We start from the raw sequence: 21146 nt of genomic DNA, 5'->3' as shown, positions 1-21146 counted from the left end.
ATTATATAATATAGCTATATTATATAATAATCATTATCCATTCTTTCCCTTTGACAATGGATAATTTTTATTATATAATATCTATAATAAATAACTATAGAGGTGATTCAATGGATATTAATTTTACCCAAGTTTTCAAAGAAAAAAAACTGAAACTTACACCTCAGCGTATAGCCGTATACAATTACTTGAAATCAACAAAAGAACATCCATCAGCTGAAACAATTCATAAAGCTTTAAAAGAAGCGTATCCAACTATGAGTTTAGCAACAGTTTATAAAACGCTAAAGGTTTTAGTAGACGTTAATTTAATTCAAGAGATTAATGTTGGAGAAGGCAACTTTAGATATGATGGTTTTGCTGATCCACATCCTCATATACATTGTATAAAATGCTCTAGGGTAGATGATTTAGAAGGTGTTAACTTTGATTTTCTAAATTCTAGTGTAAAAGATAATACAGATTATGAGATTATTTCTAATAAAGTATATTTTTATGGACTATGCCCTATGTGCAAGAAATCAAAATAAGAGATTAGATCATCTAATCTCTTTTTTATTTGTCTAATTTTTAATAATTATTATCTCTCTTTACACATATAATTTATAGAGGGGTGATTATAGTGTATAAGAAAAATAATTTGCATACTAAATTATTTAATATATTCTTATTTGTATTAGCTACTTTATGTTTTTTTAAACTATTTTTTGAAGAAGATAACTTAAAAGGAAAAAATGTATTCAACTTATCTGAAGAAAACATTGTAATTAATGAAGATTTAAATAATGATAATAAAAAAGACTCCATATTTATTAAAAAATCCAACTCTGACTTATTAGCTCAGGTAAATTTAAACAGTAATGAAACCTATAGTTTAAACTATGATAAAAATTTGCAGACCCTTGGAGAATATTGCACATATTGGCCTGTAAGGGTTTCTACCTTAGATATTTCTAGAGATAATTCTAAAGAAATATTTATTCAAAGCTCTTTTCATAATAAAGCTGTTCAACATATTTTTTCTTGGAATGGAAATGGATATGATGACATATTTTGTTCTACTAATAATTTATTAGGATTTATAGATAGTGCTAATAGTAAAACTCCTAAAATTATATCAGGTAATTTTCAAGATAATAATATTAATTTAAAGGGATATTTATATAATCAAGGCTCCCTTAAAGAATTTAATAATAATCTGACTACATCTTTACCAGGCAAAGATACTATAACTAACTTTATATGCCTAATAGAAAGTTTGCCTGATCCTTACTTGTCTGTTCCCAACTATTTTTACTCTCAAATAAGCGGCTCAGATTTAGAGAGTATTTTTAGACTTGCTAATGGATCAAATTATTATAAATTTCAAGATGGTTATTTTACAGATTTAGCTTGGGATAATACTGGAAATATAACATGTGAAAATTGGATATTAAACTTTAGAGTAATAAGCACATCTGATAGTAAAAAAGTAAGTAATTTAACTATAAATTTAATGATAAATAAATATAATGATAATGATTTTCCATTTAAAATTACCTCTGTTAATATATATTAAGTTATTTTACCTTTTTAATTTTCTCATCCCATTATTGGAATTATTATATTCAAAAAATAAAAATGGGACCTAACGGTCCCAGGGGGATGGGGGGGCCTCTAAAATTACTTCTAGAGGTTTATGGAGATTTTAACTTCCATTACATTTTTATTATTGACTAAATTATATTTTATATACATCTTTTTTAAATATTTTAATCTTTTTCTAAATTATTATATTCAAAAATTTTTTGTAATAATTTAATCTTATTTGGATCAATGAGTCTAATCAATATATTTATAATCTTATTATACTCTTCCTCCGTTAACCCTTTTTCATCTCTAAATATGTTCTCTTCAATTATATCTGCTTCATCTACTGTAGTAATATTTTCTTCTGAAAACTCATCACTTTTTATAATGTCATTTATGTCTAAATTATTTAAATCTACATTGGAAAAATCTATTCGTGAAAACTCCAAGTTATTCATGTTATTCAATATGGCATTAAAGTCAAGATTAGCTAATATTTCATCTACTGATTCTTTATCTTTTTTTTTTTATCTCTGTATACTCTTCAACATTTTCATTATTGACATTATTACTATCACTATAATTATTAGAATTCATATTCTGTAGCAATGTTTTTAATTGTTCTATATCCTCTGGTTTAATCTGAGATAAAAATTGTTCTATAGAACTATAATTATTTACTGAATTATTACCATTGTTTACATTATTAGAAGGTGCTTGCGTATTACCTCCCCCTAATAAAGAAGATATCATGCTAATTAAATCACCACTATCCCTGTGTTACCTCCGCCTATGCCTAAATTGCTAAGCAAGTCCAGAATACCATTAAAGTTTCCGCCCATGCCTCCTAATATACTAGCCAACGGATTATTTCCTACCATATTATTCATTCCCATTGGATTCATCATTCCCATTGGATTCATTTCCATTGGATTATTCATTCCCATTGGATTATTCATTCCCATTGTGTTGTTCATTCCAACTGGATTATTCATTCCCATTGCACCTAAGTTAGCAGCCATATTCATTGCATTCATGCCCATATTATTATTCATTGGATTATTACCATTATATCCTCCAAAGTATCCATTATTATTTTGCTCTTGCACATAATTTTCTTCTCTATCTCTTTTTCTATGCTTATGCTTTCCCATCTACTCACCTCTTTACTTATTATAAAATTTTAAAAAAGCAATCCATGAATAACATGGACTGCTAATTTTCTTACTTTTCTAGAAACCCCCCTATACTGGGCCATGGTTTACATCATTCTTTATCCATTGTTATTTCTACTTTTATAAGCAGTCCTTACTTTTGTTTAAACATCTTATAGTTTAGCAACATTTACAGCAGCATTGTTTTCTGCAGCAACATCCATTATTAAAATTATTATGGCCAAATCCAGCATTTCCTCTATTAAATCCAAATCCACCAAATCCACCAGAGCAACATAACCAATATAAGAATATTAAAGTTAATGCATTTCTAGCACTTGAATTACATTCTGTGTCTAGCAAACACTGATTTTTTAGAATTACGATTAATAGTAGAATTGTACATGGTTGAAAGCCGCAACCTGAATTTCCTATATTTCCGCATCCACACATCATTAATTCCTCCTTCTTGTGAAGTGTACTTTCTAATTATCATAGATTAATCACTTAAAACCATTTGTTGATACTTATTAACTTTTTCTCTTGCTAATTAATAGTCCTTTAGTTAGTTTGATATTTATTGTATTATGCACAACAAACTTTTATTCTTTTGCATTTACATTTTCTTTCTTTGCATTTACATTTACAGCATTTACACTTGCATTGACATCCACATCTACATGAACATTGGTTTCCACACATTGATCCAAAGTTGCAGTTTCCTAACATATTATTACTTCCACATCCACCATTGAATCCACATAACCAATATAAGAAAAGTAATGTTAATGCATTTTTAGACTTTGATGAACCATCTAGTAATCCTTGATTTGCAAGAATAACTATTATTAAAAGAATAGTACATGCTTGTGAGTTACCTCTATTATTTGAATATCCACACATTTATTCATTCCTCCAATCTTTATTTATCGTTTTCTTATCTATATGCTTATCTACTCTTTATTCTTTAGCATGGTTTACATACTTGTTGAGGTGTTCTTCTTATAAGAAAAATTGCTATTATAAGAATTATTTGGCATATATTACATCCGCCAAAGCCACCAAAACCACTATTTCCAAAACAACCAGTATTGCCACTACATTGATTTTGATTGCAACATGGGTCACAGCATGGGTTACAACATTGGGTAAATTGGCATGGGTTGCATGAAGCAGTTTCTATAATATAATGCTTTTGTTTTTTACGATCTTTTCTTACTCCACCACAGCAGCAGCAATATTCTTTACATTTACAGCAGCAAGGTTCACAGCAACAGCATGAGCAATCACAAGGATCACAACAGCAATCATTTCCACCGCATCCACAGTTTCCGCCGAATCCACCGAATCCACAGTTTCCTCCGAATCCACCGAATCCACCACATCCACAGTTTCCTCCGAATCCGCCGCATCCACGGTTTCCGCCGAATCCACCTCTACAGAAAATTAGTATTATTATTATCCAAATTAGTATTTTTCCACTTCCAAATCCAAAGTTTTGAGAAGGGTTTCCATCTGTACATGTTCCGCCAAACATCTGATATAGATTTGAATAGTCACTCATAGTTTTTATCCTCCTATTATATTTACATTTTTATATCATCATTTGTATAATATACTATATGATTTTGCTTAAGTTTTGACACTGATAATTATATTTTTGAAGTTTTTTATATATTTAATCTATAGTATTTTTAGTGTGTTTTTCCTAAGCCTCTTTACTACAATATATGTTTTTCCATAAAATCGGTGATAAAAAAGTCATCTCATAATTTTCAATAAAGAAAATTATAAGATGACTTTTTATTATCTTATTACTATAAAATTATCTTGCTTAGAAGTAATATAACAGTAGAAACTCCATTAACAAATAAGTGGGTAAATACTGAATACCAAAACCCTTCCTTTTCAATTATATAGCAGTTGAAAAAACTTACTACAAATAACGAAGCAAAAGCACTAATACTAAAGTGAATAGATGCAAATAATATACTAACAATAGATGCAGATATTATAAATCCAAACTCACCCTTAAATCTACTTCTTAAAAACTTACCATAAAATAAGTACCTAAAAACGAATTCTTCAACCACTGGTGCAAAAATAACTGTAAAAGGAATAGTTATTAAAAAAGAAACTAAATCATAATTACTTAGCATAGTTATAACTTGTTGTTGTTCAATAGGTATTTTAAACAATAATAGTAATAAAAACCAAAACAAACCACACATTATTATAAATCCATAAACTAATAACACATATATCAATGCTTTACCTATTTTAAAATCACCTAAAGAAAACCTGTATTTTATATAATCATCATTCTTACATTTTGAAATAACCCAATTAGCTAAAATAAAAATTATTAAAACAAAAGGTAATATATTATTATAAAGTTCCGGTAATAAGAAATACAATGATATATATGCTATAATCACTATAATTTTAATTAGCTTAGAATTTCTTTTTATTTTCACTGTTCTTAGATAAAATACTAGTGGTAAAATATAAAGCATAAATATAATAAATAAATTTCCTAATATCTTCAAATAAACACCCCTCTTTAATCACATATATACTTATATGTTTAAAAGTAAATCAATATTATTATATCATAAATAAAGGGTTATTGATTTCTCTAATCAATAACCCTTTATTTTATTCGATTCCTAAGTCTTTAAATATTTCCTCAAGTAATTCTTCTTTTCCTTCCTTTTTTAAAGAAGAGAAGAACAATAATTTATCTTCTTTTCCAAGCTTTAAGGTTTCTTTTATTACCTTAGCACTCCTCTGTAATTCACTTTTAGTTAACTTATCTTTTTTAGTTGCTACAACTATAACTTCATAACCATAATGCTTAATCCACTCATACATCATTATATCATCACCAGTTGGTTTATGCCTACAGTCCACTAAAATAACTACTTTTTTCAATTCTGGCCTATTTATTAAATATTGTTCCATCATTTTTCCCCAAGTAGCCTTCTCGCTTTTTGACACTTTAGCATATCCATATCCAGGTAAATCTACAAAGTATAGCTTATTATTTATAGTAAAGAAATTTATAAGTCTTGTTTTGCCAGGTGTACCACTTACCTTAACTAACTTTCTTCTATTTGTTAAAGTATTAATAAGTGACGACTTTCCTACATTAGATCTACCAACAAAGGCAATTTCACACATTCCATCTTCTGGATATTGGGTGGGCTTTACAGCCGAAGTTTTAAATTCTGCTTGTTTAATTTCCATTTTTCTCTTCTCCAACTAGTGCATTCTTCAATACATCTTCAATTTTTTCTACTGGTATAAATTTTATTCTATTTTTTATAACTTTTGGTATATCCTTTAAGTCTTTTTCATTAGCTTTAGGAATAATTATAGTTTTTATTCCCATTCTGTAAGCAGCCAGACTTTTTTCTTTAAGTCCCCCTATAGGTAATACTCTACCAGTTAAAGTAACTTCTCCTGTCATAGCTACTGAATATTTTATTTTTCTGTTACTTAAAGCAGAAACCATAGCTGTAACCATAGTAACTCCAGCTGATGGACCATCCTTTGGAATAGCTCCTTCTGGTATATGAATGTGTATATCTTTATTTTTATAAAATTCTTTATCTATACCATACATGTCACAATGAGCCCTTACATAACTGTAACCCGCCTTAGCTGATTCCTTCATTACATCTCCTAGTTGGCCTGTAAGTTGAAGTTTACCATCACCATCCATTACTGCTACTTCTACGGGAAGCGTATCACCACCATATCCAGTCCATGCAAGACCTGTGACTACTCCAATCTTATCCTCTTTATCTAAATCATCATAGCTATACAATTCAGAACCTAGATACTTCTTAACAGTTAAAGAATTTATAGTTATTTTTTTCTTATTACTTTCTATTATTTCGGTTATAGATTTTCTTATTACTGAAGCTATCTTTCTTTCTAGATTCCTAACTCCTGATTCTCTTGTATATCTATCTATTATAGTTCTTAAAGCACTTTCATTAACTATAATCTGACCATCTTCCACAGAATATTCCTTCATAACTTTAGGTACTAAATATTTCTTTGCTATTTCATATTTTTCTTCTGTAGTATAGCCTGAAACCTCTATTACTTCCATTCTATCTAATAGTGGTCTAGATATAGTATCTAAAGTATTTGCTGTAGTTATAAATAATACCTTTGACAAATCAAACTCTACATCTATATAATGATCCCTAAAGGTCTTATTCTGTTCTGAATCTAGCACCTCAAGAAGAGCATCTTCTACATTTCCTTTATAATCCTTTGATACTTTATCTATTTCATCTAATAGGCATACTGGATTTTTGTAACCAACTTCCTTTAATGCAGATACAATTCGTCCTGGAATTGCTCCTACATAAGTTTTTCTGTGGCCTCGAATTTCAGCCTCATCTTTTACTCCACCTAAACTCATTCTTACAAATTTTCGTCCTAGTGAATTAGCCACTGATTTTGCAATAGATGTTTTACCAACCCCTGGCGGTCCAACTAAGCATACTATAGGTGACTTTAATGATTTACTCATTTTTCTAACTGCTAAATATTCTATAATTCTTTCTTTTACGTCTTCTAGTCCGTAATGTTCCTCATCTAAAACTTTTCTAGCATTAGTTAAGTCTAAATTATCTTTTGTTAGCTTATTCCATGGCATACCTAAAATAGTATCTAAATAAGTTTTTATAACCGATCCCTCTTGAGATGAAGGCCCAATATTTTTAAGTCTATTAATTTCAAATTCTATCTTAGTTTTAACATCTTTAGGTAATTTAATTTGCCCTAATTTTTTTTCATAATTAGCTATTTCTCTTCCAAACTCATCCTCTTCTCCTAGTTCTTCTTGAATTACCTTAAGTTGTTCTCTAAGATAGTACTCCTTTTGAGATGCACTTACTCTAGCTTTAACCTTATTACTTATAAGCTTCTCTACTTTTACAACTTCAATCTCTTTTTTAAGAATAACTAATAATTTTTCCATTCTTTCTTTTATTGAAGTAATTTCTAATAACTCCTGCTTTACATCAGCCTTTACCGGTAGAAATGCACTTATTACATCGCAGTATACACTATTATCTTCTTCTTCTTCTAATTCCACTATTAAATCTTTAAATTCTTCACCAGCTAATTCTAAGTAATTAATAAACATATCATTTAGTGAGTTTTTATATCCTTCAGATTCTGTTTTATCTTCTATATCTAACTCTTCAACAGCTTCAACTTCTGCACTTATACAATCATCTTCATCTAAATATTTTACAAGTTTAGCCCTATATTCTCCCTCTACTAATACTCGCAAGTGATTCCCTGGCAACTTCATAAATTGCTTTATTGTACATACACATCCAACATTATATATATCTTTTTCAGTTGGATTTTCAGTAGTTGATTCTCTTTGACTTATTATAAATATCTTCTGATCTTCATCCATGGCTCTATTAATTGCTTCTATAGATTTCTTTCTTCCTATATCAAAGTTTAAAGCCATATGTGGAAAGATACTTAATCCCCTAAGGGGAATTAATGGAAGTTTCATTATTTGATTTTCCATAACATCTCCTCATTTCTATCTAATCTATTATTTAATCTTACTTAATTTCATATTATAAAATCTTACCTAGTTTGCTCAAACTAATAATTCAACCTAAAGTATTTATACAGGAATCTTTCAGGGCAGTGCAGTGTTTTCTTTTTTATTGTAAAATACAACTTATAAAAGAAAATCCTACTTTAATAAACATCTAAATGATATGTCGTTGTTGTATTAATTATAATTAGACTAGTATATTATACCTATAAAAATATAATTTTTCAATTAAATAATCCCTATAAAAGTTTTATCCATTGAACTTCTATAGGGATTAGATTTAGGCATCTAATTGAGGTAACATATTCACTTCAAACCCTTGATCTTTTTTCTCTACACTTATGTGAAGAATTTGTTCTTTTATTATTGCTTCATCTATTACTTCCTTTATAGTATTTACCGGTATTACTTTTATATCTTTATAATCTTTATATACCTCTTGCCAATTTTCTTTTGGAATTAAAACCTTTGTTGCACCAGCTTTTATAGCACCAGTAATCTTAGCTGTAACACCACCAACTGGCTTTACTTCACCATGAATAGATATTTCTCCTGTCATAGCTGTATTATTATCTACACTCCTACCTGTTATTGCACTATAGATTGCAGTAGTCATACTTATTCCAGCCGAAGGACCATCTACAGGAATTCCCCCTGGAAAATTAACATGTATATCGTATTTTTTTGTATCTATGTTGTATATTCTCTCCAACACTGTAATTACATTATCAATAGAATTTCTTGCTGTACTTTTTCGTTTTAATTTTCTGCCCTTATCTCCTAATTCCTCTTCCTCAACAATACCTGTTATTTTTACTATTCCTTCTCTTTCTCTTGCCTTAGTTGCTGTTGCCTCTATTTCCATTACAGATCCAACATTTGAACCATATACCGCAAGACCATTTACATAACCAACCTTTGGCTTCGCACATATTTTTTTATTAGGCTTTGGTGAGTATTGACCGTTCTCAATAACCCATTGTATTTCATTTATACTAACAGTATTTCTATTTTCATTAATTACAATTCCACAAGCTAATTGAACCAAATTTACAGCATCACGACCATTATTAGCAAACATTCCAACTAGTTTTGCTGCTTCTTCTTCTATCGATATTCCAATTTTTTCCGCTGCATTTTTTGCAATTATCTCAATTTCATCACCATCTAGAGCTCTAAAAAATATTTCTACACATCTAGACCTGATAGCTGGAACTATTTCTTCTGGACTTCTAGTTGTTGCACCTATTAATCTAAAGTCAGCAGGAAGTCCTTCTTCAAATATCTCTTTAATATAAGATGGCATATTAGGATCTTCACTATTATAATATGCACTATCCAAAAATACTTTTCTATCTTCTAAAACTTTCAATAACTTATTCATTTCTATAGGATGTAATTCACCTATTTCATCAATAAATAGGACTCCTCCATGTGCTTTTGTAACTGCTCCAGGTTTTGGTTGTGGTACCCCTATAACACCTAATGGACCCGCCCCCTGATATATTGGATCATGAACTGATCCTATTAATGGATCCGCTATTCCTCTTTCATCAAATCTTATAGTTGTAGCATCAATTTCTACAAAAGAAGAAGTTGCCTTAAATGGTGAAGCTGGAATTAGTTTTGCCTCTTCTAATACCAGTCTTGCTGCTGCTGTTTTTCCTATTCCTGGAGGTCCATATATTATAACATGTTGAGGATTGGGACCACATATGGCTGCTTTTAAAGCCTTAATCCCCTTTTCTTGACCAATTATATCTTCAAAATTTCGAGGTCTACTCTTTTCTGTTAAAGGCTCGGTCAAACATATACTTTTTAACTTTCTCAGCTTTTCAATTTCTTTAGTGTTCTCTTTATTAATTGTAATCTTAGATGATTTTTGTCCCTTTAATGCATTAAAGAAGTAAATTCCCATTACTATTGTAACTAATAGTTGTATTAGCATAATTAAAATCGCTACTGGTTCCATATCAATATTAGCCTACTTTATAAGCAAACTAATCTTCCCTCCCTTTACTAATTATTTAAGTCACAATAGTATTATTCACAATATATTGGATTAATATTCTATAACAAGAAAAAACTGCTGAAATTCAGCAGTTTTTATATTATGCAAGTTCAGGTGTTCTCTTTACGCCCTTTTTACTATCTATTTTTAAAGGTTCTCTTTTTCCACTGTCTGCAATGATATATTCAGGAATCTTTGTATTTAAAGTTTCTTCATGAATTATAACCTTTTCTATTTCTTCACGTGAAGGAATCTCATACATTATCTCCTGCATTATATCTTCTATTATTGCTCTTAATCCCCTTGCTCCTGTGCTTCTCTTTATTGCTTCTTTAGCTATAGCTATAAGAGCATTTTCATCAAATTCAAGTCTAACATCATCAATTTCTAATAACTTTTGATACTGCTTTACTAATGCATTTTTAGGTTCACTTAATATTTTTACAAGAGCATCTTCATCTAAGTTATCTAAAGTTACTATTACAGGAATTCTTCCTACAAACTCTGGAATTAATCCAAACTTCAGTAAATCACCTGGCATTATTTGCTTAAATAATTCTCCTAAGTCTTGTTTTTCCTTAGATACCACCTCTGCACCAAATCCCATGGCTGATTTTTGAGTTCTCTTTGTTATAATTTTTTCTAATCCATCAAAAGCTCCACCACAAATAAATAATATATTAGATGTATTTATTTGGATAAACTCTTGATGTGGATGTTTTCTTCCTCCCTGTGGTGGTACAGAAGATACAGTTCCCTCAAGAATTTTAAGTAAAGCTTGCTGAACACCTTCACCAGAAACATCTCTAGTTATAGATGGATTTTCAGACTTACGTGCAATCTTATCAATCTCATCGATATAGATAATGCCTCTTTCAGCTCTTTCTATATCATAATCAGAGTTTTGAATTAATTTTAATAATATATTTTCTACGTCCTCACCTACATATCCAGCTTCCGTAAGGGTTGTAGCATCTGCTATTGCAAAAGGTACATTTAACATTTTTGCTAGTGTTTGAGCTAATAAAGTTTTACCTGAACCTGTTGGTCCTAAAAGAAGTATATTACTTTTTTGTAGTTCTATATCATTATCCATAACATTAGAATTTATTCTTTTATAATGATTATACACTGCTACAGACAAAGCCTTTTTAGCATCATCTTGCCCTACTACATACTGATCTAAATACTTTCTAATTTCTTTAGGTTTAGGTAATGTGCCCATGTCAATTTGGACATCCTCTTCTCTTTCGTCTACTATGATTTCAGAACACAGCTCGATGCACTCATCACAAATATATACACCTGGACCTGCAATAAGTCTTCTTACTTGTTCTTCACTTTTTCCACAAAAAGAACATTTAAATTTTTTCTTTTCTTCATTTCTTGGCATGTTGACACCCCTTTAAAGCTATTTCTTTTTAACAATTACTTCATCTACTAATCCATATTCCTTAGCTTCATCCGCAGACATAAAATAATCTCTTTCAACATCTTGTTTTATTTTATCTAAAGGCTTGCCTGTTCTTTCACTTAATATTTCATTAAGAGTTTCTTTTATCTTTAATATTCTTTTAGCATGAATATCAATGTCAGTTGCTTGACCTTTAAATCCACCTAACGGCTGATGTATCATTATCTCACTGTTAGGAAGCGCATATCTTTTTCCTTTTTGTCCTGCTGCAAGTAAAAAAGCTCCCATAGATGCAGCCATTCCTACACAAATTGTAGAAACCTCCGGCTTTATATAGTTCATAGTATCATAAATTGCCATTCCAGAAGTTATTGAACCACCAGGGCTATTTATATATAGATATATATCCTTATCTGGATCCTCTGACTCTAAAAATAAAAGTTGCGCTACAATTAAACTAGCAGTAACATCATTTACTTCATCTGATAAAAAAATAATTCTTTCTTTTAATAATCTAGAATATATATCATAAGATCGCTCGCCCTTACCAGTTTGCTCTACAACCATTGGTATATAACTCATAATTACAACCTCCTTACTATTGTAAATATATTAGAATATTTACTATTATATCCTCATTAAAATTATTTTAACCTATTTTATTTAAAATAATTGCCAGTATATACTGGCAATTATTAATTAACTTAAATAGTTTTGCTATTTTCCATTATCATGTTCTTAATTTTTTCATTTACTATTTGAGTTCCAAGGTATTCTCTTTGAACTTGAACTAATCTATCAACAGTTTCTTCCAATTTCTCAGCTTCACCATACTTGCTAGCAATCTCTGTAGCTTTTTCTCTTATCTCGTCTTCTGATGCTTCAATTTTCTCAGCTTTAGCAATTTCACTTAATACTAATTCGTTTTTAACATTTTTAGTTGCTATATCTTTCATTTGTTCTCTAAAGTCAGCTTCTGAAGTATTTGTAAACTTGAAGTAACTTTCTATATCTAAACCTTGATACTTTAATCTATTTTCTAAATCTTGTAGCATTCCATCTAATTCTCTATTTACCATAGCATCTGGAATTTCCACATTAGCATTAGCTACTACAGCTTCTATAACAGCCATTTCATAGTCATTAATTGCTTTCAACTCGTTAGCTTTTACTAATTCTTCTTTTATATTGTTTCTAAGTTCTTCTAAAGTTTCAAATTCAGAAACCTCACTAGCAAATTCATCAGTTATTTCTGGTAATTCTTTTTTCTTAACTGATTTAACTGTTACCTCAAATTTAGCTGGTTTTCCATTTAAATCTTCTTTTCCATATTGTTCTGGGAAATTAACGTTTACGTCTTTAGACTCTCCAGCTGTTAATCCAACTAATTGGTCTTCAAAGTTATCAATAAAGCTACCTGAACCTATTTCTAATTCGTAATCTTTAGCTTCTCCGCCTTCAAAAGCAACTTCATCTACATACCCTTTGAAGTCTATAACAGCTATATCACCTTTTTCAACAGCTCCCTCTTTAACTTCTACTCTTGTATTTTGAGCTTGTAATTCTTTTAATTTATTTTCTACATCCTCATCTGTAACTTCTACTACTTCTTTCTTTGCTTCTATTCCTTTATAAGCACCTAATTCAACTTCTGGTACTACTGGTACTGACGCAGTATATATAAATTCCTTACCTTCACCAATTTGAACAATATCAATTGATGGATAATCTACTGGATTTATATTGTTTTCTGCTAATACTTCTGGATAAGTAGTTTCATATATGTAGTTTATAGCATCTTCATATAATGCACCTTCACCATAGTATTGTTTAATTATATTCATTGGAGCCTTACCTTTTCTAAATCCAGGCACATTGAATTTTTTCGCATTTTTTGCATAAGATTTTTTAACAGCCTCTGCAAATTTATCTGCTCCTATTGTTACTTCAAATTTAACAACGTTTTTTTCTAGCTTCTCCATTTTAACGTTCATTATTTCTTCCTCCTAATATTCCCAACTCTGTATTTCTTAAAATTATAACATAAATTTAGTAAAGTAAATAGTACATTTCATCATTTAACTGTTAGTCAGATCCATCATCATTCTCTAAATTTATGATAATAAATTAAATATTACCTAATAAATTATACAATAATACTATTATTATGTACAATACTTTTTCCCATGATATATTTATTCAACTATTTTACCATCTTTATCCACAACTATTTCCTTATTGTCTAAAGATATAGTAAGACCCTTATCTGTTATTTGTCCCACTTCAAAAGTTTTTCCTTTTACATTATAAAATCCCCTATGGGTATTACTCTCCATGTTATATATCCACAAATACTTATCATCACTGTTATTTATCCAAGGCAAGCTACTAGAATATGCAATATGTGTATTGTCAATAAATTGTGCACTTTCAACCCATTTATAAGAAGGATTATATTTTAATACGTTTTCCTTGTTAAATACTTCATTAGTAGTTGATACATACTGTTCGTTGGTAATGTTTATTAGTTTCTCGTTACTATTTAAAATATACATATCTTGAGCTTCTTTGTCTAAAATTAAAATCATTTCTTGTGATGGGGCTATACTACATTTAACTTGTGAATCTGAATCAATTGTGTTGATTTTCTTAACTTGATCTTTTTCTTCATAATTAATAGTAACTTTTTTTCCTGATTTAAGAACTACATCTGAATAGGTTTTAGTAGACTTTTCCTCTACAACACTTTCCTCTTCAGAATTTTCTTCAGTTTTATTCTTATTTTCTTCTGATTTATGGTTATTGTCCTCTGTACTTTCTTTAATAAAAAAATTTTTTATAGCCACTATTCCTTCTCTATTAGTAAAAACTAATCCAGTTATCCCAATAACCATTATTATAATCAAAAATATAATCATATATTTTATACGCCTCAGCTTTAACTGTCTGCGATAATCCTTACTAAACATACTTGGCTTTTTCCTCACAGCTTTTACCTCCATAGTTAACTTTATTATTTCACTATACATTTTGATTAATAATTATATTCTCATAACTTATTATAACTCAACTTATTATAAATTAACATTTTTTTATACCAAATCAATTTAAATTTACAATTAATTTATTTAATTATATTAACCAGCTTTATTTTTTATTTTATTTTTTCATTTATCATTGCTGTATTACTTTAATATATGAAATTGTATTTTACAACAAATTAACTTCTCTCTGTTTCAAAATTTCATTTAAACTGTTATATTCATCTTCAAATTAACCTTTAATGAAAATTGTTAAATGTCTCCTTGCAATTATCTTTTTTACTGAATTTCGCAAATTTAATCCTTTACTTGTTTGAATTTTCTCAATTTTTAATCTTTTATCCCTGTTAAAAAAACTGTTGTTTTTCATCTGTTATAGTTGTACAATTATAACAGATGGAGATAAAATTAAATTTAAATTCAAATTATTGATTAATAATTTTAGTACATAAAACAAATAAACTACATCTGTTTTATACTTTAATTTTATTAAAAATTATTTTTTAGGAGGATTATATATGTTTACTCAATGGAATGGCTTTAAAGGCAAAACTTGGAAAAAGGAAGTTAATATAAGAGACTTCATTCAAACTAACTATACTCCATATGAAGGTGATGCATCATTTTTAACAGGTGCTACAGAAGCTACAAACAAATTGTGGAATGAAGTAAGCGAATTATTTAAAAAAGAAATAGAACACGGTGGAGTTTTAGATGTTGATACTAAAACCATATCTAAGATAGATGCATATAACCCAGGGTATATAGATAAGAATCTTGAAAAAATTGTTGGTGTTCAAACTGACGCTCCACTTAAAAGAGCCGTTATGCCTCAAGGTGGAATAAGAATGGCTGAAACCGCAGCTAAATCTTATGGATACGAAATTGACCCTTTGATTTCTGAAATATTCTCAAAACATCGTAAAACTCATAATCAAGGAGTTTTTGATGCATATACAGATGAAATGAAATTAGCTAGAAAGTATGGTATAGTAACAGGTTTACCAGATGCTTATGGAAGAGGTAGAATCATAGGTGACTATAGAAGAGTTGCTTTATATGGTATAGATAGATTAATAGAAGATAAAATTCAACAAAAGAAAAGCTTAGAAGTTAGCACTATAGATGCTGATGTTATTCAATTAAGAGAAGAATTATCTGATCAGATAGTGGCTCTTAACGAGTTAAAAACAATGGCAGCTAGTTATGGATTTGATATATCAGTTCCTGCTAAAAATGCTCAAGAAGCTATTCAATGGTTATATTTTGGGTATCTTGGTGCAATAAAACAACAAAATGGTGCTGCTATGTCTCTTGGTAGAACTTCTACTTTCATTGATATATATATTCAAAGAGATATCGATAATGGCATTCTTACTGAAGAAGATGCTCAAGAAATGGTAGATCACTTTGTAATGAAGTTAAGATTAGTAAAGTTTTTAAGAACTTCTGATTATAACAACCTATTCTCCGGAGATCCAACTTGGGTTACTGAAGTAATAGGTGGTATGGGATTAGATGGAAGAACATTAGTAACTAAAAACTCTTTCAGAATGCTTAATACATTATATACATTAGGAGCATCACCTGAGCCAAACTTAACTGTACTATGGTCAACAAGATTACCTCAAGGATTTAAAGATTTCTGTTCAAAAGTATCTATTGATACAAGCTCTGTTCAGTATGAGAATGACGATTTAATGACAACTTATTGGGGTGATGACTACGCTATAGCTTGTTGTGTATCAGCTATGAAAGTTGGTAAACAAATGCAATTCTTTGGAGCTAGAGTAAACTTAGCTAAGACTTTATTATACACTATAAATGGTGGTGTAGATGAAAAATCTGGAGTACAAGTTGCTCCTAAGATGGAAAAAATCACTTCTGAATACTTAAGCTATGATGAAGTTATAGAAAAATTCGATGTTATGGTAGAATGGTTAGCTAAACTTTATGTTAACACATTGAATGTTATTCACTATATGCATGATAAATACTCTTATGAATCTTTACAAATGGCTTTACATGATAGAGATGTATTTAGAACAATGGCATGTGGTATAGCTGGACTTTCAGTATGTGCAGACTCTTTATCTGCAATTAAATACGCTAAAGTTAAGCCTATTAGAAATGAACAAGGAATAGCAGTAGACTTCGAAATCCAAGGTGACTTCCCTAAATATGGAAATGATGATGATAGAGTTGATGATATAGCAGTATACTTAGTTGAAACTATGATGAATAAGGTTAAAAAGAACAAAACATACAGAAATGCATATCACACTCAATCAGTGCTTACTATAACCTCAAATGTAGTTTATGGTAAAAAAACTGGTTCAACACCTTGCGGACGAAAAGCCGGTGAGCCATTTGCTCCTGGTGCTAATCCTATGCACGGAAGAGATAGTAGCGGTTCTTTAGCATCTCTAAACTCTGTAGCTAAATTACCATATGAATATTCTCAAGATGGTATTTCTAATACTTTCTCAATTATTCCAGATGCTTTAGGAAAGTGCTCTGAAAACAGAATATCAAACTTAAGTAACTTATTAGATGGATATTTTGTGCAAAATGCTCATCACTTAAATGTAAATGTATTTAATAGAGAAACTTTATTAGATGCTATGGATCATCCAGAAAAATATCCTCAGTTGACTGTAAGAGTTTCTGGATATGCTGTTAACTTTATTAAACTAACAAGAGAACAACAATTAGATGTTGTTAACAGAACTTTCCACGCATCAATGTAATCTAAATAAAAAGAATTAATTATAATAACATAGTAGAGATGTCTTAGTTAGATATCTCTACTATATTTAGTATTTTGAAAGGAACTTAAATTAATTTTATAGAGAAATTATTCAATTTATTTTTTGTATAAAGTTAATTATGTTATTTAGTTTAAATTGCAAGGAGGCTTTATAATGAAAACTGGTAGAATTCACTCAATAGAAAGCATGGGCTTAGTCGATGGTCCTGGTATAAGAACTGTAGTATTTTTTCAAGGATGCAAATTAAGGTGTGCTTATTGCCACAATCCAGATACTTGGAACTTAAAAGATGGTAAGGAAGTCACTTCTGAAGAAATTATAAATAAAATCATAAGATTTAAACCCTATTTTCAACCTTCTGGAGGTGGTGTAACATTCTCTGGTGGAGACCCTCTTGTTCAACCTGAATTTTTATTAGAATTATTAAAAAAATGCAAAGAGCTAGGTATTCATACAGCTATTGATACCGCTGGCTATGGACACGGTGACTATGATGAAATATTAAAGTATACTGATCTAGTTTTATTAGATGTAAAACATATTAATAGTGATGGATATGTAACTCTTACTGGTAGGGATACACGAGATGTTAACTTATTCTTGTCAGCTCTTAGAAAATCTAAAGCCCGTGTATGGGTTAGGCATGTGGTAGTTCCTGGTTATACAGATACTTTAGAGCATATGGATAAGATAGCTAATATAATACATGAAGAAATTCCTAATGTAGATAAAATAGAATTATTACCTTATCATCTTTTAGGTGTAAATAAGTATGAGAGTTTAGGTATAGACTATAGGCTAGATGGTGTAAATCAAATGGACAAAGAAACTTGTAGTCAACTTCAAGATTATTTAATATCTAAAGTTCAACAGAGTAAAAAGAGTAAAATTTCTTAATCCGTTAATACTTTTACATTTTTTTCCACATAATCCCCAAGTTTATCCACAGGTTAGTAATAAATTATAATTTAAATCATATACTTATAAGTTATACAATTCTATTTACTAACCATCTCTTTTATGAGATAATTACTAATACATTATAATATATATAATATTCAAAAAATATATTTATATAAATTTTATTCAAGGGGGAAATAGTATGAGAAATAATGCTATAGAATTTGAAAAATATATAGAAGAACATAGACTTCCATTAAACAAAGGACTCAATGTAGATGAATTTACCATCTTTTCATTTCCTGAAAAGATCACTATAAACGGAGTTACTAAACCAGTTCTGGGAGGTGGCCAAGATAGAAGAGCTGTTATATCATTAAGAGATGATGATACATTAGCTGACATCTTCTGCTTTAATATAGCCTCTATATCTAAAGCTCAAGATAAATATAAGTTATATGCTTTATTCAATGAATTAAACTCTACATATAAATATGTATCCTTTTATGAGGATAATGAAATTATAAGTGCAAAAGTATCCCTACCATTTAATGATAACTTTGATGCAGATTTAGTTTTCCAAATGCTTTCTATTATATTTAGAGCTGTAGATGAGGAATACCCTAAAATTCTTTCTACCTTGCACAACTAAATAATCTAGAAAACTAACATGCTAGTTTTAATTTTCTAGCATGTATTTTTTTAATCATTTATGCTATGGCATATAATGGCATTAGCTTAATTATAGTTAAATAGATCTCAAAGTCTTCATTGTTCTAAAATTTAAATTAGAGGAGGAAAAAATGAATAAAAATAAAAATTTTAATAAAATAATACAAATTCTTTTAATAATAAATTTAATTCTATTAGCTATAGGACTCTTCAGTAAAATGAATTTTGTACTATCTCCTATAACTACAATTCTTAATGCTATGTTTATACCTATAGTTTTAGCAATTTTTCTTTACTATTTAGTGAGACCTGTGAAAAGATTTCTTCAAAACAGGAAATTATCAAGTGGAATAGCTACAGCCCTTTCAATACTATTGATAATAGTATTAATTGTATATATGCTTATATATTCTTCATCGATAATAGCTACTCAAGGTGAAAGTTTAACCATAGCTATTATTGAATCCGTACAGAACTTAGCAGATAAATATAGCTACTTATTTCCACAAATCAATGAATTTTTAAATATTGGTGAATTACTTCAAAAAGCCGCTAACTATTTAGTAAATTCTTTTACAGACATAAGTAAAAACATATATGTATTTGCTAGTTCTATAGGTAATTTTATAGCTCAGATGATTTTAATACCAATAATAATGTTTTATATACTTAAAGATGACAAAAAAATATATAATACTTTCACTTCCTTTCTTCCAAGAAAATTTAAAAGTATTATATTGAAAATACTTCATGAAATTGATACAGTATTAAAACAATATATTACTTCACAGATTATGGTTGCTTGTGTCATCGGAGTTCTTATGTTTATAGGTTATGTAATCATTGGAATGCCTAATGCTCTTGTTCTATCTCTATTTTCTCTTATAACTGCCTTTATTCCTTTTTTAGGCGTAATACTGGGAATTATTCCAGCCATCCTTATATCCTTAAGTATGGGCTTTGGTATGGTACTTAAAATAATAATTCTTACAGTTATTGTTCAGCAGTTAGAAGGCAATGTTATAACCCCTAATATCACTGGTAACCAACTGAATATGCATCCACTGACAACTATTTTAGTAGTTACCATAAGTGTATACTTTGGAGGTTTCTTCGCAGCATTCCTTGCAGTTCCTATATATAACATTGTTAAAATTCTTGTTAAGAATTTATATTGTTATTTGATAAATAAGCATAATACGGAAATTACAGTTGAAAAATAACTTCCAATATTAAAATAAGCACTATTGATTTAACTCATCAGTGCTTATTTTTTTACTTTTTACTCTATCATTTTCTCTAATATTGTTGTTCCTGAGTAAATTTCATCATTAATCATAAATTAATAATAAAAAAATACCAACGATTTCATCTACTGAAATCGTCGATATCACTACATTCATGGTACACCCAACAGGATTTGAACCTGCCACCGATGGATTCGAAGTCCAGCGCTCTATCCAGCTGAGCTATGGGTGCAAAAATAAAATATGAATTCCTTATAAAATACCTTCTCAAAAAATAAAAAAATGGAGCGGGTGAAGGGAATCGAACCCTCGTAACTAGCTTGGAAGGCTAGCACTCTACCATTGAGTTACACCCGCACATATTTAATTTAAAGTGGTCGGGGTGACAGGGATTGAACCTGCGACCTCATGGTCCCAAACCACGCGCGCTCCCATCTGCGCCACACCCCGATATATGGTGCGTCTTAAGGGATTCGAACCCCTGGCCCACGCCTTAGAAGGGCGTTGCTCTATCCAGCTGAGCTAAAGACGCATATTTTGGAGCGGGTGAAGGGAATCGAACCCTCGTAACTAGCTTGGAAGGCTAGCACTCTACCATTGAGTTACACCCGCATTTGGAGCGGAAGACGAGATTCGAACTCGCGACGTTCACCTTGGCAAGGTGACGCTCTACCACTGAGCCACTCCCGCATTTTTTTTATTTTTATGATTGGTGCAGGTGAAGGGAGTCGAACCCCCACGCCTAAGGCGCTAGATCCT

20 protein-coding genes and 6 tRNA genes are annotated in these 21146 nt (G+C 29.8%); 6 read left to right on the top strand and 20 right to left on the bottom strand.

What is annotated here, in order from left to right; translation table 11 throughout:
- The first annotated feature begins 110 nt into the window (after positions 1–110).
- Positions 111–530 carry a transcriptional regulator PerR gene (gene perR, locus IO99_RS17355; RefSeq protein ID WP_035135687.1) on the top strand — a complete coding sequence of 140 codons (420 nt, stop codon included), beginning with the start codon at positions 111–113 and terminating at the stop codon, positions 528–530.
- 92 nt (positions 531–622) lie between these two features.
- Positions 623–1558 (top strand): hypothetical protein, encoded by a 936-nt coding sequence (locus tag IO99_RS17350; RefSeq protein WP_051824291.1) that lies wholly within the window; start codon positions 623–625, stop codon positions 1556–1558.
- Positions 1559–1751: 193 nt separating this feature from the next.
- On the opposite strand, the gene IO99_RS17345 is transcribed toward IO99_RS17350, so the two are convergent.
- From IO99_RS17345 to IO99_RS17280, 14 genes are all read right to left on the bottom strand, one after another.
- On the bottom strand, positions 1752–2027 hold the full coding sequence (locus IO99_RS17345; RefSeq protein ID WP_156964391.1) for a hypothetical protein: 276 nt from the start codon (positions 2025–2027) through the stop codon (positions 1752–1754).
- A gap of 55 nt (positions 2028–2082) precedes the next feature.
- Positions 2083–2322: a hypothetical protein gene (locus tag IO99_RS17340; protein ID WP_035135683.1), complete on the bottom strand. Its 240-nt coding sequence runs from the start codon at positions 2320–2322 to the stop codon at positions 2083–2085.
- Between the two features lie 5 nt (positions 2323–2327).
- Positions 2328–2723, bottom strand: a complete 396-nt coding sequence (locus IO99_RS17335) for a hypothetical protein (protein ID WP_035135680.1) — start codon at positions 2721–2723, stop codon at positions 2328–2330.
- A 180-nt stretch (positions 2724–2903) separates the two neighbouring features.
- Positions 2904–3179 (bottom strand): hypothetical protein, encoded by a 276-nt coding sequence (locus tag IO99_RS17330; RefSeq protein ID WP_242844149.1) that lies wholly within the window; start codon positions 3177–3179, stop codon positions 2904–2906.
- Positions 3180–3308: 129 nt separating this feature from the next.
- Complete coding sequence (locus tag IO99_RS17325; RefSeq protein WP_035135676.1) at positions 3309–3626, bottom strand: hypothetical protein; 318 nt, start codon at positions 3624–3626, stop codon at positions 3309–3311.
- Between the two features lie 64 nt (positions 3627–3690).
- A complete protein-coding gene (locus IO99_RS19210) occupies positions 3691–4287 on the bottom strand; it encodes a hypothetical protein (protein ID WP_051824290.1) in 597 nt (198 codons plus the stop codon).
- A gap of 253 nt (positions 4288–4540) precedes the next feature.
- Positions 4541–5272 (bottom strand): CPBP family intramembrane glutamic endopeptidase, encoded by a 732-nt coding sequence (locus IO99_RS17315; protein WP_035135674.1) that lies wholly within the window; start codon positions 5270–5272, stop codon positions 4541–4543.
- A gap of 109 nt (positions 5273–5381) precedes the next feature.
- On the bottom strand, positions 5382–5972 hold the full coding sequence (gene yihA / locus IO99_RS17310) for a ribosome biogenesis GTP-binding protein YihA/YsxC (protein WP_035135672.1): 591 nt from the start codon (positions 5970–5972) through the stop codon (positions 5382–5384).
- Positions 5962–8295, bottom strand: a complete 2334-nt coding sequence (lon, locus tag IO99_RS17305) for an endopeptidase La (protein ID WP_035135670.1) — start codon at positions 8293–8295, stop codon at positions 5962–5964. The genes yihA and lon overlap by 11 nt, the downstream gene beginning before the upstream one ends.
- Before the next feature lie 316 nt (positions 8296–8611).
- Positions 8612–10303, bottom strand: coding sequence for an ATP-dependent protease LonB (gene lonB, locus IO99_RS17300; protein ID WP_035135668.1), 1692 nt, complete (start codon positions 10301–10303; stop codon positions 8612–8614).
- A 139-nt stretch (positions 10304–10442) separates the two neighbouring features.
- Positions 10443–11735 carry an ATP-dependent Clp protease ATP-binding subunit ClpX gene (gene clpX / locus IO99_RS17295; RefSeq protein WP_035135666.1) on the bottom strand — a complete coding sequence of 431 codons (1293 nt, stop codon included), beginning with the start codon at positions 11733–11735 and terminating at the stop codon, positions 10443–10445.
- An 18-nt stretch (positions 11736–11753) separates the two neighbouring features.
- Complete coding sequence (gene clpP / locus IO99_RS17290; protein ID WP_035135664.1) at positions 11754–12338, bottom strand: ATP-dependent Clp endopeptidase proteolytic subunit ClpP; 585 nt, start codon at positions 12336–12338, stop codon at positions 11754–11756.
- A gap of 122 nt (positions 12339–12460) precedes the next feature.
- Positions 12461–13750 (bottom strand): trigger factor, encoded by a 1290-nt coding sequence (tig, locus tag IO99_RS17285; RefSeq protein WP_035135663.1) that lies wholly within the window; start codon positions 13748–13750, stop codon positions 12461–12463.
- Between the two features lie 201 nt (positions 13751–13951).
- The gene (locus tag IO99_RS17280) at positions 13952–14743 is read right to left on the bottom strand and encodes a hypothetical protein (protein ID WP_035135662.1); all 792 of its coding nucleotides are present in this window, start codon (positions 14741–14743) and stop codon (positions 13952–13954) included.
- Positions 14744–15315: 572 nt separating this feature from the next.
- Between IO99_RS17280 and pflB the strand changes: the two genes are divergently transcribed.
- The 4 genes from pflB to IO99_RS17260 all read left to right on the top strand — a co-directional run bounded on the left by pflB (position 15316) and on the right by IO99_RS17260 (position 20363).
- Positions 15316–17547 carry a formate C-acetyltransferase gene (gene pflB / locus IO99_RS17275; RefSeq protein ID WP_035135661.1) on the top strand — a complete coding sequence of 744 codons (2232 nt, stop codon included), beginning with the start codon at positions 15316–15318 and terminating at the stop codon, positions 17545–17547.
- Positions 17548–17721: 174 nt separating this feature from the next.
- Entirely contained in the window at positions 17722–18465 is a 744-nt protein-coding gene (gene pflA / locus IO99_RS17270; RefSeq protein ID WP_035135660.1) for a pyruvate formate-lyase-activating protein, read from the top strand.
- Positions 18466–18670: 205 nt separating this feature from the next.
- Positions 18671–19120, top strand: a complete 450-nt coding sequence (locus tag IO99_RS17265) for a type III secretion system chaperone family protein (protein WP_035135659.1) — start codon at positions 18671–18673, stop codon at positions 19118–19120.
- 151 nt (positions 19121–19271) lie between these two features.
- Positions 19272–20363 carry an AI-2E family transporter gene (locus IO99_RS17260; RefSeq protein WP_035135658.1) on the top strand — a complete coding sequence of 364 codons (1092 nt, stop codon included), beginning with the start codon at positions 19272–19274 and terminating at the stop codon, positions 20361–20363.
- Between the two features lie 179 nt (positions 20364–20542).
- Here IO99_RS17260 and IO99_RS17255 read toward each other — a convergent pair.
- The 6 genes from IO99_RS17255 to IO99_RS17230 all read right to left on the bottom strand — a co-directional run bounded on the left by IO99_RS17255 (position 20543) and on the right by IO99_RS17230 (position 21077).
- Positions 20543–20619 (bottom strand) — tRNA-Arg (locus tag IO99_RS17255).
- A gap of 51 nt (positions 20620–20670) precedes the next feature.
- Positions 20671–20744 (bottom strand) — tRNA-Gly (locus IO99_RS17250).
- A gap of 17 nt (positions 20745–20761) precedes the next feature.
- Positions 20762–20837: transfer RNA gene (locus IO99_RS17245), tRNA-Pro, on the bottom strand.
- A gap of 5 nt (positions 20838–20842) precedes the next feature.
- Positions 20843–20919 (bottom strand) — tRNA-Arg (locus tag IO99_RS17240).
- A gap of 6 nt (positions 20920–20925) precedes the next feature.
- Positions 20926–20999 (bottom strand) — tRNA-Gly (locus tag IO99_RS17235).
- A gap of 3 nt (positions 21000–21002) precedes the next feature.
- Positions 21003–21077: transfer RNA gene (locus tag IO99_RS17230), tRNA-Gly, on the bottom strand.
- Between the last annotated feature and the right edge of the window lie 69 nt (positions 21078–21146).

Origin of the sequence: Clostridium sulfidigenes (genome assembly GCF_000732635.1) — a bacterium.
Taxonomy (GTDB): Bacteria; Bacillota; Clostridia; order Clostridiales; family Clostridiaceae; genus Clostridium_J; species Clostridium_J sulfidigenes.
This window is presented reverse-complemented; position numbering and strand designations above follow the sequence as displayed.